Genomic DNA, 16,638 nt, shown 5'->3' with positions numbered 1-16,638 from the left:
CTCTTCTTTAAAGTCACAACTGGTTAGACGATACTAAACGAAGTTATCTGTTAAACAGCGGGTGTCGTGGATATCGCCAAGTAGAAACACTCGGCAATCGCCGCTTGCTAATTGTGATGGGTGTCAGTTATTTTTGCATCAGTTATTTTTGTATGGTTATCTATAAATTTATCGACTAGATAATGATTATCCAATGCCTTTTTCACTGTGAGTGGCAAGTTTTTTACATGCCTTGTTCCGCCAAAATCGCCAAGCAGATTTCCAAAATAAGAATCTGCATTGGGCTGTGCTAAATAATTCAAAGTAGCTACTGTTAAATTTGATGGGACTCTGACCAGATCCTGAGTTCATCTAAAATACTCAGTGCGGTTTTGCCAAAATCGGTTAATTCATAAGTTACAGCGACAGGTCTGTCACTTATCACTTTTCTACGAACCATCCCTTCACTTTCTAGTTCCTTTAGGCGTTGGTCGACCATTTTTTTGCTGGCACCGCCAAGCATACGGGTTAAGTCATTAAACCTTACAGGTTCATCTTTAAGGTGATAAATAATGGAACCTTTCCACTTTCCGCCAATTAAACGCATGCCTTTTTCGATAGCACAGGGTTCAGTGCATGCATTTAAAACTTTTTTTCTACCTTTACTGTCTGTTTTTACGACACTTTCCATCAGTTTTCCTAAAAAACAACTAGGTTACTAAAAGTATACTAATTGATAACTTAAATCAGGTTACTAAAATATACCACACATTGATTGAGTAGGAGAGTGTCTCTCTTACTTATTTTTGCTGAAATTTAGTTTGGAGTTGTTTTATGAGCACTACTGATCTTAAAAACGTATTAATTATTAATGCCCACCAATATTACCCATTCTCTGAAGGTAAGCTAAATGCAGCCTTGATTGATAAGGCAATAACCATGCTGGAAGATAAAGGTTATAACACGCGCGTAGTAACAATGAGTGACGGGTACGATGTGGAGGAGCAATTAGCACTTCATCAATGGGCAGACATTGTATTTTTGCAAACACCAAGCAATTGGATGGGCGTGTCTTGGTCATTCAAAAAGTATATGGATGAAGTATACACAGCAGGCATGGGAGGAGCTTTATGTGTTGGCGACGGTCGCACAGCAGAATCACCAAAGAAAAACTATGGTAAGGGCGGCACGTTAACCAACACCAAATACATGATGTCTCTCACCTTTAATGCGCCGGAAGAAGCCTTTAATGATCCAGAAGAATTCTTCGATGGGAAATCAATCGACGATTTAATGTTCCCTATGCACATGAACTTCAAGTTCTTTGGAATGAAGCCAATGGAAACATTTGCGTGCTTTGATGTGATGAAAAACGCAGATGTTGAAAACGACTTCAAACGTTTCGAAACGCACATTAACAAGCATTTTTAAGGAACAGTCATGAGCATTGATTATACCAATAAGCTTCATGCAGGTTCAGACTTTCCTGCAATTGAAACCAAACTTCTAAATGGTGATATTAAAAAGTTGTCTACGCCTGAAAATGGTTTGGATTGGAAGATGGTTGTTGTTTACCGAGGGCAGCATTGCCCACTTTGTACTCGCTACTTAAACCAGTTAGAAAGTGCGAAAGACCAACTCGCTCAAACAGGCGTAGATTTGATAGCCGTTTCTGGTGACAGTAAAGAACAACTCGAAAGTCATATGGAAAGACTTAATGTGACTTTCCCTATCGCATACGGTCTTACTGTTGAACAAATGCAAGAACTTGGGTTGTTTATATCAGATCCAAGATCGCCTGAAGAAACTGATCATCCATTTGCTGAGCCGGGGCTATTTGTTGTCAATAATGAAGGAAAAGTTCACGTAGTAGATATTTCAAACAACCCGTTTGTAAGACCTGAACTTCAGTCATTGATTAGTGGCTTAGGTTGGATACGAAATCCTGCAAACAACTACCCTATTCGTGGTATGCATAAATAGGAATTCCTATGAAAAAGGTTGTATTTACAGCTGTTACTTCAGTCCTATTGTTTGGAAATGCGTTTGCACAAGACAAGAAGGTCGAGGCTGCACACATTGCATCTCCAAACCAATATCAACTACTGCTAGAGAACGAAGAGGTTACTGTACTTAAAATGACACTCAAACCAGGGGAACAGGATAACTGGCATAAACACAATGCTGAGACTGTTTACTTCGAAAAAGGTGGCAAGGCGACGATAACAACGAGTGAAAAAGACATGACCTTGGAGATCCCGGATGGCTACGTGATGTGGCATGACCAATGGGAACATCAAGTTAAAAATGTTGGTGATACAACAATCACTGCAATTATCGTGGAGAAGAAATAATCATGTCAAAGACACAAATCAACATTGATATCGTTTCTGATGTGGTTTGTCCTTAGCGTGTAATTGACTATGGTCGCTTAAAAGCAAATCGCTGACACCCACCACTAATTACTATAGTGATGGGGTCACTTATTTTCTCTTGCTCCCGATAAGGGGGAGGAGTCCATACATCTCCCACAAAGCTATCCGCACTGCTAATTAGGAGGCTATGCTGATAGTTTTTGTAACCTTTGCAAACAGCTTCATCGTAAAAAGCGTAGAAAATCTCACAAGCAACTTATTCCCCCCTCCATCACACCCGAAAAGCATAAGCTGATATGCAATGTGCCGACAGGATGTCGGCCAAGTCTTGTCTGGCATCATGGATGTGCCTTACAAGACGGTTGCACTATATCGGCTTAGGGTTTGAGGATTAAGTGTGATGCTGGGGCGACGTTTTCTTGGTTCGTTCTTTTTCGTCGTTTAAAAAGAATGAACGAGAAGCGCATGGACGCGCTTTGATACGAGCCATGGAGGGTGACTTTTCCAAAAGACTCGAGATGATGAGTTAAGTCAGCCCGTCCTCCTGACTGGTTTCGACGCCCATCCATGGGCTACGACATACTTTTCTTTGATGCCCAAAGAACAAGTATGCAAAAGAAAGGGCACTCCCAACATCACACTAACTCTTCAAGTAAATTGCCAATATGAACGTCACCGCTGTGTAAGGGCCATCCATGGCCCTGTCACAGCTTTTCACGCATCCATGCGTTGAAATGACTCATTGGCAATTTACTTTCAGGTGTGATGAGGGAGGCAAACGGTGCTGAGAGCTTTTTTGGTGCTTGCAGGCAAATTTGCTGCTTTAGTAGATTAAACCAGAAACAACGGTCAATACCACGCCCGAAGAACATAACTGCTCGGCGGGTGAACCGCCTCCCACAAAACGATTTAGACTGTTAATTAGGAGTTCACACCGATCGTTTTTGTGGTGCTTATAAGCTAATCATCTACTTTACTGGATAAAACCAGAACTAACAGACAGCGCAATTACCCCTCCATCACACCCGAAAAGCATAAGCCGATATGCAATGTGCCGACAGGATGTCGGTTAAGTCTTGTCTGGCATCATGTACGTGCCTTACAAGACGGTTGCACTATATCAACTTAAGATTTGAGGATTGAGTGTGATGCTGGGGCGACGTTTTCTTGGTTCGTTCTTTTTCGTCGTTTAAAAAGAATGAACGAGGAGCGCATGGATGCGCTTTGATACGAGCCATGGAGGGTAAGGCTAATATGTCCTCCTGACAGGTTTCGACGCCCATCCATGGGCTACGACTTACTTTTCTTTGATGCCCAAAGAACAAGTATGCAAAAGAAAGGGCACTCCCAACATCACACTGACTCCTCAAGTAAATTGCCAATATGAACGTCACCGCTGTGTAAGAGCCATCCTTGGCCCTGTCACAGTTTTTCACGCATCCATGCGTTGAAATGACTCATTGGCAATTTACTTTCAGGTGTGATGAGGGAGGCAAACGGTGCTGAGAGCTTTTTTGGTGCTTGCAGGCAAATTTGCTGCTTTAGTAGATAAAACCAGAAACAACGGTCAATACCACGCCCGAAAAGCGTAACTTCTCGGCGGGTGAACCGCCTCCCACAAAACGATTTAGGCTGTTAATTAGGAGGCTATGCTGATAGCTTTTATAACCCTTGCAAACAGCTTCATCATAAAAATCGTAGAAGATCTTACAAGCAACGTATTCCCCCTCCATTACACCCGAAAAGCATAAGCTGATATGCAATGTGCCGACAGGATGTCGGCTAAGTCTTGTCTGGCATCATGGACGTGCCTTACAAGACGGTTGCACTATATCGGCTTAGGATTTGAGGATTAAGTGTGATGCTGGGGCGACGTTTTCTTGGTTCGTTCTTTTTCGTCGTTTAAAAAGAATGAACGAGGAGCGCATGGATGCGCTTTGATACGTACCATGGAAGGTGATTTTTCCAAAAGACTCGAGACGATGAGTTAAGTCAGCCCGTCCTCCTGACTGGTTTCGACGCCCATCCATGGGCTACGACATACTTTTCTTTGATGCCCAAAGAACAAGTATGCAAAAGAAAGGGCACTCCCGACATCACACTGACTCCTCAAGTAAATTGCCAATATGAACGTCACCGCTGTGTAAGGGCCATCCTTGGCCCTGTCACAGCTTTTCACGCATCCATGCGTTGAAATGACTCATTGGCACTTTACTTTCGGGTGTGATGAGGGAGACACAAGGCGCTGATAAATTCTTGTGGTGCTTGTAAGCGACTTAGCTGCTTCAGGAGATAAAACCAGAACTAACAGACAGCGCGATTCCCCCTCCATCACACCCGAAAAGCATAAGCCGATATGCAATGTGCCGACAGGATGTCGGCCAAGTCTTGTCTGGCATCATGGATGTGCCATACAAGGCGGTTGCACTATATCGGCTTAGGATTTGAGGATTGAGTGTGATGCTGGGGCGACGTTTTCTTGGTTCGTTCTTTTTCGTCGTTTAAAAAGAATGAACGAGAAGCGCATGGATGCGCTTTGATATTAGCCAAGGAGGGTATGTTTGATTAGGACTGCTGTGTAAAATCAAGTAGTTAACCTGCTTAATTGCTCAGGCTAGCGGCCTCAGTATGCGTAAAAAATATAATTGCTTATCAAGCCAAATTTAGGTGTAATGAATACATAATAAGCGCTGAGCGATGCACGGAAAGCTTACATAACACTAGCTAGGAAAGTGAGAACCTCCAAAAAGCCTACTTTTTCTAAGTAAGCCATCGCATAAACAACACCAACTCGGACACACCGAGCAGGTAGCGACTCAGTCCAACAAGCGATTATGCAACACAAACTGCGTGTCGCATAAATACTAAAATGTTAAACCTTTCGAATCACTAAGGAGATAAAGTGATAGATATCAATAATCCAGCTGGTCGTTATTACGAGATTTTACGTAAAGCGAAAAGCAAAGGAGATGATCTAAAAGTTCGTCAAGTGTGGGCTCAGGTTCTAGACGAAGATGAAAGTGATGACTCCACGATTACTAGAAAGGTAATTGAGGTATATCAGCTTGGAGAAGAGGTGAAGAGACTTATCGGCATGAATGAAGGTGTAAACAAAGAATTGTACCTATCATCATTCCCGCAAATTGAAAGGGCTATATTTCCTCTACAACTTAACACAACCTGGAAAGCACAAAAGCAGCAGCTTAATGATGGGGTAATGACAAGACTCCAATTTTGCTCAGAACTTTTGTCATCGATCTACAATGAAGAACAGCTGAAAGACGAAGACTTAGCGCAAGTCACTAAGCTAATAGATGAACTATTTAGCGCAGTTCTAAGTAGCTCATTGGACGGAGGAATAAGGATTACCCTTCTAGAAGAGATAGAACGCTTACGCACGGCACTTTCTATGTATAAAATTAATGGTGCAAAAGGCCTTAAACAGTCTCTCCAGTCAACCATAGGTATGGTAGTAACCAATCAGGGTGAATTATCAAGTGTGGCTGCTTCGGAGCCTGATGTTATCGAACGACTAGGTAAGCTGATAGATAAAGTCGACTCTTTTACAGCTAAAGTATTAAAAGTACATAAGGCACTTACAAAGCCAGTTCAGTTTCTCATTGGCCTTGTTACTGATAATGATGACTCGTCGCCTGAATCAATCGAACCTGAAGGTGGTGCCGAGCCTTAACAAGCGCACGTTGCCGGACTGGCTTTGGCACAAAGTCGACCCTAGGCTCTAACATGTTTTTGCCCAAGAATGAGTTAGATCGACCGTCTGTTCCTCGCTTTTAGCAGCTATAGCCCCTTCAAAACTGCATGATTAAATATCAGCAACGACAATTAAACCCACTATCGCCTCGAGTTTTGGCAAACCACTACACCTCCCTCAAATACTGGATCATCCGTCCTGAGCGTTTCTCTTCTTTGAAGTCACAACTGGTTAAACGATATTGAACGAAGTTATCTGTTAAGCAGCGGGTGTCGTGGATATCGCCGGGTAGAAACACTCGGCAATCGCCGGCTTTGAGCGTGTCTGTTCCTCGGGATACGAGGTGGGTTTCGCCGCTTGCTGTGGTGATGGGTTTGTAAGTTGTCATTTCCATTTCGCCAGATTGCACAGCATAAAATACCCAACCTGCGCCATGATCATGAGGCGGGCGGTACGTGCCCTTTTCTTCTGCATGGACTAGCAGCATAAAACCATATTCAGGGTCTTGGTAGAGTGTTTTTGATGCTAGTCTTTCACGCATAATGCTCGCAAGCCAAGGCTCGTGCGGTGGAGACTGAGTAAGTTCGCTTAACAATTCACGTACAGTTACTGTGGTGCTTGAATTTAGCCCGCTCCAGTTGGCTTTTATGTCATTGACGATTTTATCTAAGCTATTTTGCATTGCCTCTGCCTCTTATCGTTTGGTCACTGTCATTCGGTTAAGAGGAGCATACAACTTCAAGTTCACTTTAAGTCAAGGAATAGAATTGCTCGAATAATAGCGGTGTCGCTTAAAACTGATAACTTAACGAAAGTTTGATGGTGCGACCAAAAATGGGTCTAGTATAAAAGATAGCCTCTTGGTGGCTTAAATCATCCCTAGGATTGCCCTCAGTTAGCCCCATAGCATTGGTGAGGTTTTTAACCTCAAGCTGTGCGCTGAGCTGTTCATTAACTGCCAACTCGGTAAATAAGTCCCATGTTTGATAGGCTGGTAAGGCAAAACGATTAGCGATATCAGAATAGCGTTTACCAACATACGACCAGGTGATAGCCGCGGTAATAGGTCCTGCTTTGTATTCCGGCGTTAGTCGTAGTTGTAACTCCGGCGTGCGTGTTATTTGATTGCCATTAAATTCGCTTTGTGGCAATTGCTTGGGAATGCCATAAAACCCAGCGTCTTGCCACACACCTATCGCTCTAAATTGCAAAGCCGGACTATATTGATAGTCAAATTCGAACTCCAACCCTCGTGTTTGGGTATTGATTGAAACGGCTTGTTGAGTCGTAGCCGCGCCGCGATATACCGTAAGTGGGAGCGGATCAAATTTGGTCTCAAATAACGCGCCACTAAACTGCCAATCAGCGGTTTGATAACGCAGTCCAACCTCACCTAACGCCAAGCGAATAGGTTGGCCAAAGTCTTGTTGTACGCGCTCCTCTTCACTTTTGGCCCACCCGCGGCCATTGCCGTAATTAATGAGCCGTGGCATTTCAAAGGCGTCGGAATAACGTGCAAATATCGCCATAGCGTCGCCGATTTGGTAATTTGCACCAATGCTGAGCGCATTTTGCGTAAAGGAATCACGTAAAGTGGCAGCCGGGAGATAGTGAGAATAAGCGGCTTTTGATGAGTCCGTGTATGACTTTCCCCCCTCTAGTAGCGTGCTGATGAGATTCAGATGTTCGTTACGCAGCGCAAAGTCAACTCTAAGGTTTTCAGTGAGCTGCCAGTCTATATTGGCATACAGCGAATGTGATTGAGACAAGCCGCTACCGCTTAAATAAACAGGACCGGCGTAAGATAAAAAGCCTTGCTCGGTAAAATTGGCAACCACATTTTCTTGCCCATCAACCAGTACGATGTCCAGTCGCTCGGGTTGATGCTTTACATCCGTTAGTAATGCGCCAAGCCATTTATCTAGTGGTAACTCATCGAAATCACTTCGTGCGTAAATATGACCGAGGGTCAGTGACCACTGCGCGTCGAGATAGTCCACACTAAAATGATTTACCAGCTGCTGTTGCTTGTAACGTGAATATAAAGGATAACTAGCGGTCACGAGACCATTACCATTAAGCGTTGCGGGGTTGGCAACTAAGGTGTTATCTGAATAACGTAAGTATCGAGGACGCAATGCGCTATTTGCAAAATGACGTTTAAATTCGGTGATATCGGCGTGTTGTAATCGGCTTGTGGCGTCGACTATGGTTTGGTTGCCCAAATTCATTAAGGTATACAAATCATTGTTTAGGCTTGAAAATCGCGTACGATTGCTCAGGTTAACGTGTTCAAAAAGCGGCGTATTAAATAGTAAAGTGTAGCTATTTAGGCGTGTTTGCTGAGCGTCTTCTAGGTCACGCTGCACGCGTCCTTCCGGAGTGAAGAAGGTGAGCGACCTGAGATCGTCGCTCAGTAGGGTTCCATCGTCATAAGGCAGGCTCGCCAGCTCTCGAATTTCGCCGCTATTTTGCATCACTAAAGGCGCGTAAAAGCTGGTTTTATCGTTTAAATGTTTATAGCTAAAATCAAGCTCAAATGCATCGGTTAACCAGCTCATGCGCGCACTCAACTGTCCCCCTAAATCGCTTTGATAGCCCGGCTCCCGAATACCGTCGGAAGTACGATAAAACCCGCCTACCGTATAAAACCATTCATCATTCAACGCTCCGCTAAATACGCCATCAAAACGAGTGTAGTCATAGCTCAATCCCTGACTCACTTTCACTAAATTAAAAGGATTTTCTGAGCCTCGCCTGCCGATATAGTTCACCATTGCCGCAGGCCCGTTCACGGTAAAAATACCGCTACTGCCGCCCCGCACCGCTTCAATGGCTTGATGGGTTAAGTCTGGACGTAAAAAAAAGTCCCCCCAAATACCGTCATAGGTCACGGGTAAACCATCTTCCATCAGGCTGATAAATCTAAACCCTTCGCCGCCTCTAAGTCCCCTTGGCGCAACATTATTGTTAGTTTCGCCACCCGAGTCTTCAACCCAAAAGCCGGTGATATTTTTAAGCGCTTCTGCACTGGAATACGGTGTTTGTTTTTCAAGTTGTAGGCTTGCAAGCTGAGTGATTGAAATAGACGAGTTTAAAATGCTACGGTTTTTGCCGCTTACACCCGTTACGATAATGCGCTCAAAGTGTTGTGCAGACTCAAGTTTTTTAGGAGTCACAAAAATACGCTGCTGCTCTGGGTCTAGGGAAAAGTTGTAGGCGGCTTGTTGAAAGCTGGTGAGCAAGACTTGTTCGAGGGTGTAGCGGCCAGTTATCTGCTCAACGCTAATGTTATCTGGAATTTCGGCTGCACTTAACTGCCAGCCACTTTGCGCAGCAATATCGAGTAAACGCTGCTGCAAAGTCGCTTTAGGCAAGTTAAATTGATGATCCGTGGTAGCAAATGCAACGCCACCAAACCATATTAACCACGCTAACAGCGGGATTAATAGCTTGAATAACATAGTTTAAATCAATGTATTTATTATTGTATAAACTTTGTACCACTTATATTGTGACTTTGCTATGACACTTTTAGCTAATTCGCGATTAGGGTGTATTCCTCGCCTTTTTGCATCACAGTGATCGGATAAATTTTTTCTAAACTGTTGAGCCAATCGCCTATTTCAGTGGTTAAAAAGGTGCCGTTGTAGGTCAGTTTTGCTAGGCGTTGATCGCTTAACTTCACTTTGATTTCGCTATATCGCGACACATCATTAAGCACATTGCCTAATTCTGCGTTTTGATACACTAAGTAGCCTTTTTGCCACGCCATGGTCAACGCTTCACCTTGGGCTTTACTACGGGTAACTTCGCCTTGCTGTGTAACTTCTACCGCTTGCCCTTGGGTCAATTTGATTGCTTGTTGCTGAGTCACAGCCACACGGCCCTCAAGCACATCGACTCTAATTGAAGCCGGATTGGCGCGAACATTAAACACCGTGCCTAACGCCTCGACTTGGCTGTTTTGGTAGCGCACGATAAACGGTCTCTGCTTGTCTTTACTCACGCTAAACAGCGCCTCACCTTGGTACAACAGTAGTTCTCTTGAAGTGTTGCTGTAGCGAACAGCCAATTGGCTATTGGCCCCTAAATCAACCTGACTATTATCATCAAGCGTAATGGTGCGATGCTCATTGACCTTGGTTTGAAAGAACTCGCTGTACACTGTATCGACTGGTGCTGGCTTCGCAATGGCAACAGGTGCTTGCTGTAGTGGCTGCTCTGGTGCCATAAAAGTCACCAAACCAACCAGCAGCAAAGTCGCGGCAATCGCAAGATACCAAGGCTGAGCGCGGCGTTTGGATTGTGGTTTAATGACTGTTGCAGCCGTGGCGTTTTGTGCATCCAGCTGTGCAAACTGCTGAGTAACATAGTCATCGTCAAGTTGGGCTGAAAGCGTCCAAAGCTCCAACATTTTGTTGAACACATCACTGTGTAGCGGATTTTCAGCTAGCCAAGCGTTTAGCGGCTGTGGATATTGAGTGCTGTCATGAGGTGAGATCTGCTGCTCGTCTAAGACTAATAACCAATCAGCGGCTTGTTCTTCAATTATTGCTAAATCGTCAGATAATGGAATCATGTTTATATCCTTAACACTCATGATCAAAGCTCATGCTGTAACTGCTGGTAGCAATGACGAACTGCACGTAATACATATTTTCTTACCATACTTGGGGATATCTGTAAGGTCAAAGCTATCTCCTCATAGCTTTGACCACGTATTTTATACAATAAAAAAGCCAGCCTACATTTGTCGGGTAAGCTTGCGAGAGACTTTTCCATTTCTTTAAGTAGCTCTTGGTTGTGGTGGTTTTGTTCAGGGTTAGCACTTGCGTAAGGTTGTGGCATTTGATCGCTATCGTGCTCACGGTCATCAAACGGGCTACGCGCTTTACGCCGCAGCTTATCAATGGCCAAATTGGTTGCAATTTTATACAAGTACGCGGCGATATAGTTGCTGACATTATCCTGCTCAAGTCCAAGCAATTTCACAAACGCCTCTTGGGCAACGTCTTCCGCCTCTCGTTTGTCTAACCCTTTGCCCATAATGTGGCGGATCAGCTTTTGCTGTTGTTTTAAAAACAACTCCTCTACCTGCTGACGACGTGCAAGGTCGTCGTTTGCAGCTGCCGTAGTGGTATCAACGGCTTTACGCTTAAAAGATAATAACGGTGGCATGAATACGCATCCTACTCTTCCATTTGTGTTAGCGTGCAGCGAACCCGTAAATGAGTAGGTTCGCTGGCGTTGCTTAAATCAATTTGCTTAATTAACCGTTGCGACTCGGCTTACCTTGCCCGAATCACTCACCGTTCTAAGTTGTACTTTAGATGACGCGGTCAATGTCACAGGCCCTTCATAGCGATGCCATGTTGCGCCTTGGTCAACCGAATACTCCGTAGCCATGCCAACAAACCGGGTATTGACGATTAACTTACCGCCTTCAATCGCGCCTCCAGGTAATGGAATACGATAATTTACCCCTACCTGCTGTGGTATTTGAGCATTAATATCGACCACTTGGTAATAGTCCAATAGTGGTAGAGCATATTGCCCTAAAGTGTTGGTAAAGGTGTGCCAAGCCTCGGTAGTCGCTGCGCCTTGCGCTGGCATATCTTGCACCCATGCACGCTCAGCGGCACCCAGTAATTTCGGGAAAGTCATATAATCAAGAATTTCTGGTGACTTTTGGTTTTCGCCAAATAGTTGCGCCTGAATACCTTGAACATTTTGTTTACCCGCTTCGCTCAGTAACACCCATTTTGGGTCCCACGGCACTGGATTGCCTAGCTTGTCACGTTCAGCATTGGCGTAAATATTAAACGGACGATATTCAAACGCCTTTTTGGTATCTGTGTAACCTGCCCAGTGATAGCCTATTTCATCAGGATGTTTGTTATACGCAAGGTCAAGATACAAGTTTGTCGCATGGGCCAGCACGACTTTGAGACCTTGGTTCGCAAATTTGTAGGCCTGATGCTCATTGCCCCAACCCCACACGTTATTCCAAAACACGGGGAATATCTCACCGTAACTTACATTACCCGTACCATTGTGCGATAACACATCGCCCCAAGTTGCCATATCAAAACCATGCTGATTGACTATCTGCTTCCAGCGTAAAAAGAAGTAGTCAAACAACTCTGCATCGGTTTTGCCCGCCGTAGCTGGGTTTTGATCGACCGCTGGAGATTGCGCCCACCATTCATTCGGGCCTAAATGCGGCAGCTCGTCACCACCGCCATGTAGCCGAGTCAATGTTGCATCGGGTACAGCATCATAAATGGCGCGTGTTTCTTTCACCACATGGTTGAGGAAAGTAAAAGTGCTCTCAAGCGCCGGGTTCACAAAGTTGTCGGTATAAAATTGTGGGGTGTAATACTGCGACTGGTCGAGCGGATCAATCAATCTAAAACGATTTGCTTCAACTGGGTCGCTATCTTTGTATTTGTTGTAGCGATATTCCATCGCTTTGATTGCTGCGCGCGCATGGGCTGGAAAATCATATTCGATGATCACATCAATATGACGGTCAGCGGCATACTGAAGAATTTCTTTAAAATCATTCACCGTGTAGTAGCCCCAGCCTTTACCGAGAAAGTTTTGCTGAGCAATTTCAAAGCCCTGATAGCTAGGCGCGGTGCCTAAGTTTGCTGCGGTTTCATCCGTGGGCTTATTTTCAATCCCATCTCCTGGTGCAAGACCATTGGCAGCTCCCATGAAAGTATGCAGCATCGTGCTTTCGCTCAGGTCATATCCCCGCTTTGCCCCAAACTCCGTGAGTTCAGGAATACCGGGAATTTCTAGTCGCCAACCTTCATCGTTGGCAAGGTTAATTTCAAATTTGTTTAACTTGTAAAATGCCATCAAGTCCAACAACTTAAATACCGTTTCTTTGCTTTGGAAATTACGCGACACATCCAGCATCATGCCTCGATATTCAAACCGTGGTGCATCCAAAATAGTGCTAGCGGGTAGTACGGCATTGTCGGACAAAGTGGCTGAGTTTTTAGCCGTTTTATACACAGCGGTGGGGATCATCTGACGAAGTGTTTGAATACCATAAAACACCCCTTGGGCGTCACTTCCGGTAATGGTGATCCCCGAGAATGCATCGACTTCAAGCTTATAACCACTTGAGTCCGGCTGATTGTCTTGATTGGTATCGAGATTTGGGTCTAGCTGCAACTTGATAAGGTTCGGGCCATTTTGCACAGTGCTATTAATCGCAAATGTGCCACTCAGAATATCGCGCAGCGCAGTTTGTAAGAAGGAGGCTTCTTTCGCCAATGAAGCTGGCGCTGAAATACTGGTTAATTGGCTCATCAAAGTTAAGAATTCATCATTCGGTGTGACCACTGAATGGGGCTGAGGAACCAAGCGATTTTTCAGCGGCAATGTCATGTGCGTCGCGCTGTTTTCGGCGAATCGGATGGCGGACGTTTGCACCGGCATATTATCGTTAACCGCTTGCTTTGTTTGTTTTGGATCGCTTGGGTCCATCATCACGTCCACCAGCACAGCTTGAGGCGCTTGATTATTGTAGCTAATGTGAAAACCCGACGGTGAGTCGTTTTTCAGCATTTGCCAATACTGTGCAACGATTTCAATAGTACGAGACTCACCGGGTTGAATGGGGGCAAAACCCGCTGTGGGCTTAAGTACAAAGTAATCACCACTTTTTGCGTCATCGGCATTTTCTAAACTTAGATTCTGTGCGGCGATATGCTGGCGCGCATACTGACCATTTGGATCTGAGTCTGGTAGTACGCTTGCAGGCGGCCTTACCGAGCTAAAATAAAGCGCCCAGCCAGACTCACCCAATGGCTCAAGACCATTATTAGTAATCGTCAGACTGCCAAGAAAGATATTCTCTCCAATGCCATGATCCACGACTTGCCAGCGTAATGCTAAGTTATCTGGGTGAGGATGTGCGACGCTATAGTGGCTCGCAGTCAACAAGGCTAAGCCTGACAGTGAGGCAGTAATTATCTGTTTTTTTGCAAACATGTTGGCTCCTAAAATATTGTTATTGTTCGGATAGAGCGCGTACTGCTGCCACTCTATCTATGTAAACGTTTGAGCCGAGGAAGTTGGGAATGGAATCATAAATAATGCCCTAATTACGTATTTAGTATTAGGGCTGGTGTGATTAATATACCGCTATTTCATCGATATACAGGGGAAGTTTGGGGATTTGAATATCGTCAGATTGCTTACTATTAATGGCCACCACCTTTAAAAAGCGCACACTTACAGGAGCAAACGACAACACCGACATGGGCCCACGCGGATTATTAACCTCAGCTAACGTTTGCCACTGCCGTTTATCGCTTGAACCCAGCACTTGAATATGTGTTGGCGGGTGCAGTTGTCTATGTCGCCCGCTGTCAAAGCCCAGCTTAACCTGCTGTACTTGCGTTGACGCATCTAAGTCAATAACCGCCTCAAGATCGGTATCGTAAAAAATCGCATAATCTTCAACGCTGTAAAATTGATCATAAGCAAATTGACCATCCTGCAGCTTAGTCGCAGAGCCTTCGGCAGCTAACGAGGCAAGCGTTATTTCTTTTCCAAGTGCTAAATGAGGTGAAAGCGTTAAACGCGCATCGCCTACCAGTTGCCCTAAATCGCTTACATAACTGCGGGCGCGAAGCTGCGTTTCGTCAGTTATCACTAGTGGCTTTTGATATTGCTGCGATTGTAGCGTTGGCTCGCTGCCGTCTAAGGTATAGTAAATAGCCGTGTCGGCAATTTCAGAGGTGATGGTGGCGACGAGCTGCTGCCCGTTAACCTCGCTTGAAATAATAGGCTTATGGCTACTATAAGCGGTATTGAGGTGCATCTGCTGGTAGCGTTTTAAAAGCGCGGGTAAACGATATTGGCTGTAATCAGACCACGACTTTTGTGCTTTATCCGACCACAATGTTTCGGCCAGCGCACTCAAGCGCGGAAAAAGCATATACTCAGCATGACGAGGGGTTTTTATATATTCAGTCCAAAGTGCACCTTGCGCACCAATAACAAAGGCTTGTTGCTCAGCGCTTAAGTGGCTGGGCTGTGGCTCATATTGATAAACGTTTTTTAGACTTGAAAGCCCGTGGATGGCTTTGGGCTCGTCAAGATTGCGCGATTGATAGGCATCAAAATAAATATATTGATAAGGACTCATGATCACCTGATGGCCCATTTTTGCAGCTTGGATGCCTCCTTCCGTGCCCCGCCAAGACATGATCACGGCGTCATCCGCTACCCCTCCTTCTAATATTTCATCCCAACCAATCACCGTTTTACCAAGATTTTGGACGATTTTAGCGACCCGTTTAATAAAATAGCTTTGCACCTGCTCAGGTGTGGTTAACTGATGCTGTTGCATCAGCTTTTTCACCTCGGGACTTTCTAACCACTGCTTTTTTATCACCTCATCACCACCAATGTGGATATATTGGCTCGGAAATAGCTCGGCAACCTCTTTGTATACAACAGCAAGAAACGCAAACACGTCTTCACGGGGACATAACACATCTTCAAAAATACCAAACTGCGGCTGTACCTTTACTGCGCGCTGGTGGCAAGATAACTCGGGATATGCAGCAAGCATCGCACTGCTGTGCCCCGGAATATCGATTTCAGGGATCACTTCAATATGTCGCGCCTGCGCGTACTCAATCACTTCCTTAATTTGCGCCTTGGTATAAAAGCCCGATACCGTTTTATTATCAAACAGTGGTTGATAATCATAGGTATGGCCAACCACGGTACGAGGCCGTGTTGCCCCAATCTCGGTTAGTTTAGGATACGCCTCAATGGCGATTCGCCAGCCTTGATCATCGGTTAGGTGCCACTGAAAGACATTGAATTTATGCATCGCCAGCCAATCGATATAACGCTTCACGAACGCCACATCGAAAAAGTGCCGACTTACATCTAAATGCATGCCACGGTATGAGAATCGGGGCTGATCTTTTATTTCTACCGCAGGTATTGCCCAATTCGCCTGATTGATGGGCATACGCGACTCTATCTCAGCAGGGAGTAATTGTCGCAGTGACTGCATCCCCCAAAATAATCCGGTCGCAGTATTCGCTTGTATTTCAACCCCTTCAGGCGTCACGCTCAGCGCATATCCCTCTTGAGATAGCGGTATATCGACAATCTTAAAGGCAATACTATTTTTAGTTGTGCTATCAGCCTGAGACACTGGCAACTGATAGCCCGTAGGCGAGCGTAAAAAGGTCGCTAATTGCTGCGCAACGCTTTGAGCTTGCTGCTGGTTAAAGGTAATTTTACTGTCATGGGTAAGGTTAAAGTGACCATTACCAACACTAGCACTCAGTGGTTTTGGGGTGATCTGTAGCGCTGCACAAAGTGGTGTGAGCAACAAAGAAAACAGTAATAAACTGCTTTGCAAAAATGTATAAAAGACACTCTGGTTCATAAATAACTTCCTGAGAAAAGCCCGCTTTTAGCGGGCTTGAGTGAACTAATGAGCACTGGGCAGTGTGCAAATTAGCAAGGGAAATACAGGGTCTAATGACCTTTGCTATTTAATTTTTGTTCCCCTGAGTG

11 protein-coding genes and 1 pseudogene are annotated in these 16,638 nt (G+C 44.9%); 4 read left to right on the top strand and 8 right to left on the bottom strand.

Features of this window, described 5'->3' with window-relative positions:
• Positions 1 to 131: 131 nt before the first annotated feature.
• Both ABMY45_RS04205 and ABMY45_RS04200 read right to left on the bottom strand, forming a co-directional pair.
• Positions 132 to 302 (bottom strand): annotated as a pseudogene (locus tag ABMY45_RS04205) (DUF479 domain-containing protein); the annotation flags it as partial.
• 11 nt (positions 303 to 313) lie between these two features.
• Entirely contained in the window at positions 314 to 670 is a 357-nt protein-coding gene (locus ABMY45_RS04200; RefSeq protein WP_017217773.1) for a helix-turn-helix domain-containing protein, read from the bottom strand.
• A gap of 143 nt (positions 671 to 813) precedes the next feature.
• Here ABMY45_RS04200 and ABMY45_RS04195 point away from each other — a divergent pair, with 143 nt between their 5' ends.
• From ABMY45_RS04195 to ABMY45_RS04180, 4 genes are all read left to right on the top strand, one after another.
• Positions 814 to 1,410 carry an NAD(P)H-dependent oxidoreductase gene (locus ABMY45_RS04195; RefSeq protein WP_017217774.1) on the top strand — a complete coding sequence of 199 codons (597 nt, stop codon included), beginning with the start codon at positions 814 to 816 and terminating at the stop codon, positions 1,408 to 1,410.
• 9 nt (positions 1,411 to 1,419) lie between these two features.
• Entirely contained in the window at positions 1,420 to 1,962 is a 543-nt protein-coding gene (locus ABMY45_RS04190) for a peroxiredoxin-like family protein (protein ID WP_017217775.1), read from the top strand.
• Between the two features lie 8 nt (positions 1,963 to 1,970).
• Positions 1,971 to 2,333, top strand: a complete 363-nt coding sequence (locus tag ABMY45_RS04185) for a hypothetical protein (RefSeq protein WP_017217776.1) — start codon at positions 1,971 to 1,973, stop codon at positions 2,331 to 2,333.
• A gap of 2,923 nt (positions 2,334 to 5,256) precedes the next feature.
• Positions 5,257 to 6,045, top strand: coding sequence for a hypothetical protein (locus tag ABMY45_RS04180; RefSeq protein WP_349288452.1), 789 nt, complete (start codon positions 5,257 to 5,259; stop codon positions 6,043 to 6,045).
• 187 nt (positions 6,046 to 6,232) lie between these two features.
• On the opposite strand, the gene ABMY45_RS04175 is transcribed toward ABMY45_RS04180, so the two are convergent.
• The 6 genes from ABMY45_RS04175 to ABMY45_RS04150 form a co-directional block, all read right to left on the bottom strand.
• The gene (locus ABMY45_RS04175; RefSeq protein WP_039496335.1) at positions 6,233 to 6,748 is read right to left on the bottom strand and encodes a hypothetical protein; all 516 of its coding nucleotides are present in this window, start codon (positions 6,746 to 6,748) and stop codon (positions 6,233 to 6,235) included.
• A 109-nt stretch (positions 6,749 to 6,857) separates the two neighbouring features.
• Positions 6,858 to 9,530: a TonB-dependent receptor gene (locus ABMY45_RS04170; protein WP_349288451.1), complete on the bottom strand. Its 2,673-nt coding sequence runs from the start codon at positions 9,528 to 9,530 to the stop codon at positions 6,858 to 6,860.
• A gap of 74 nt (positions 9,531 to 9,604) precedes the next feature.
• Complete coding sequence (locus tag ABMY45_RS04165) at positions 9,605 to 10,648, bottom strand: FecR domain-containing protein (protein ID WP_349288450.1); 1,044 nt, start codon at positions 10,646 to 10,648, stop codon at positions 9,605 to 9,607.
• A gap of 23 nt (positions 10,649 to 10,671) precedes the next feature.
• Positions 10,672 to 11,247 (bottom strand): RNA polymerase sigma factor, encoded by a 576-nt coding sequence (locus tag ABMY45_RS04160; protein ID WP_045988918.1) that lies wholly within the window; start codon positions 11,245 to 11,247, stop codon positions 10,672 to 10,674.
• Positions 11,248 to 11,334: 87 nt separating this feature from the next.
• A complete protein-coding gene (locus ABMY45_RS04155; RefSeq protein ID WP_349288449.1) occupies positions 11,335 to 14,079 on the bottom strand; it encodes a family 20 glycosylhydrolase in 2,745 nt (914 codons plus the stop codon).
• A 142-nt stretch (positions 14,080 to 14,221) separates the two neighbouring features.
• Positions 14,222 to 16,507 (bottom strand): family 20 glycosylhydrolase, encoded by a 2,286-nt coding sequence (locus ABMY45_RS04150; protein ID WP_349288448.1) that lies wholly within the window; start codon positions 16,505 to 16,507, stop codon positions 14,222 to 14,224.
• Positions 16,508 to 16,638: the final 131 nt, after the last annotated feature.

The organism is Pseudoalteromonas sp. XMcav11-Q, from assembly GCF_040104525.1.
Classification (GTDB): Bacteria; Pseudomonadota; Gammaproteobacteria; order Enterobacterales; family Alteromonadaceae; genus Pseudoalteromonas.
The sequence above is the reverse complement of the archived record's forward strand: the minus strand, read 5'-3'. Positions and strand labels throughout refer to the sequence as shown.